This is a genomic window from Arthrobacter sp. (assembly GCF_030540645.1).
Classification (GTDB): Bacteria; Actinomycetota; Actinomycetes; order Actinomycetales; family Micrococcaceae; genus Specibacter.
The window spans coordinates 1-1,798 of sequence record NZ_JAUNVV010000052.1 but is presented as its reverse complement, the minus strand read 5'-3'; the positions used below and the strand labels follow the sequence as shown (position 1 = coordinate 1,798).

At 60.2% G+C, this 1,798-nt stretch carries 2 protein-coding genes and 1 pseudogene; all 3 read right to left on the bottom strand.

Annotation, left to right across the window (positions count from 1 at the left end; all coding sequences use genetic code 11):
• A pseudogene (locus Q4P21_RS10615) lies at positions 1 to 218 on the bottom strand (hypothetical protein); the annotation flags it as partial.
• A gap of 6 nt (positions 219 to 224) precedes the next feature.
• Positions 225 to 1,211, bottom strand: a complete 987-nt coding sequence (locus tag Q4P21_RS10610) for a Ppx/GppA phosphatase family protein (protein WP_303388742.1) — start codon at positions 1,209 to 1,211, stop codon at positions 225 to 227.
• A 147-nt stretch (positions 1,212 to 1,358) separates the two neighbouring features.
• The coding region (locus tag Q4P21_RS10605) for an LPXTG cell wall anchor domain-containing protein (protein WP_303388741.1) at positions 1,359 to 1,798 on the bottom strand (440 nt) is incomplete at its 5' end.

Sequence of the window (1,798 nt, the reverse complement as noted above, 5' to 3'; positions counted from 1 at the left end):
GCCAGCCGAATCAGTGCGCCCGCGTCCTGGCTGTCACCGTTGTGTGTCACCAACACCTCAACGCCGTCGTAGCCCAGATCGGCCGCAATGGCGAAGCCGTCATGAACCGACAGTGGGTACACCGAGGCCGTGGAAAGCGCCACGGGAATGGGCCGTTTGGGTCCTGTCTGAGCCTCCACGGGCTGTTCGACCGGGTCATTGCTGGGTGCGTGCGTCATCTATGCCTACTTCGTGTCCGAATTTCTCAGCTTACCAACGTGCGCAGGCGGATCCAGCGGACCATCGAAAACCAGCTGGTCGAGGCGCCGCAGAATCAGGCCTTCCCGTAGCGCCCAAGGGCTGATCTGCATGGTTGTCACATTGAAGAGTTCAAGGGCGGTCTGCGCCACCAGGGCGCCGGCCAAAACCTGCGGAGCTCGTGCCGCGGAGACGCCGGGCAGGTGCAATCGGTCGGCTGAGGACATCGCCGAGAGCCGCTGGGACCACAAACCCAGGTCACTAAGGTGCAGTTCCCTTCGCACATACGGCCCCATGGACGACGGCGCCGCCCCGGTGATGCGTGCCAGCGCCCGGAACGTCTTGGAAGAGCCCGTGACGATGTTGGGTGTACCGAGTGCCTGCGTGAGGGCGATGGGTTCCTTCAGGGTCGCTTTGATGTGCTTGCGCAGGCGTTTGATGCTCTTGGCTGTGGGAGGGTCTTCCGCGAGCCACTCGCGGGTCAGCCGGCCGGCACCCAACGGCACCGAATGGGCCAGATCAGGCAGTTCGTTGGAGCCTTGGGATATTTCAAAGGAGCCACCGCCAATGTCCAGATTCAAGATGGTCCCTGCACCCCAGCCATGCCAGCGGCGCACAGCGAAGAACGTCATGGCGGATTCTTCCTCACCGGTGAGCTCAGTCAGGCGGATGGTGGTTTCATGCTGGACACGGGCCAAAACAGCGGCACCATTGGTTGATTCCCGGATGGCCGAGGTGCAGAACGCCAAAAGGTCCTTGGCCTGGTGCTTGGCCGCAAATTCCCACGCTTCAAGGATGAATTCAATCAGCTCATGCTGCCCCTCATCGTTAATGTTCCCGTCCGCATCAAGGTGCTTCACCAGGCTCAACGGTCGTTTGTGGGAGGCGAAAGGCACCGGGTTCGCTCCCGGGCGCGCGTCAACAAGAAGCAAGTGGACTGTATTGGACCCGATGTCGAGCACGCCTAATCTCATAGCGCCATTATTCTCCATCCGCGCCCTTCCATGTGAAAGGCCACTTGGTGGCGAAGCAACAAAGGCGTTACCCCGCCACCAAGTGGCCTTTCACAGCTCGCCGCAATCCTCACCCCACGGTGTACTCAGGGTTGCCCCAGGCGAACTCTACTTATGCAAACCTGCTCGACGGCGGTTACCAAGCACAATTCCTGCACCAAGAAGTGCCATCAACATGGCAGCACCCCACAGGGCGGCAGTATTGGCACCTGTATTGGCCAGATCATCCTTACCCTGTTCCATTGCCTGGTTGGCCAGAACCGTGAACGTGGCCTCCACCTTCCGCTTGGATGTTTCACCTTCGAGGATGACGGTGTGCTGACCCAATGCGAAATTAGCTGGCACGTTCCAGGTAAAGGCAACGTTCCCCTTGGCATCTGTCACGGCAGTTCCAAGGTCAACAACGTCACTGTGCACACTGCCCGCCACAGACTCACCGGGTTCAAATCCTGAACCGGTGAACGTGAGGCTCTGGCCTTGCCGGACATCCTTCGCCACAACCACTCCTGCAGCAGGAGTGGTTGCAGAGTCAGACGTGGTTGCCGGAG

Bases quoted from the DNA above. Each gene is read 5' to 3' on its own strand.
- Q4P21_RS10610 (WP_303388742.1), bottom strand. From the start codon at position 1,211: ATGAGATTAGGCGTGCTCGACATCGGGTCCAATACAGTCCACTTGCTT.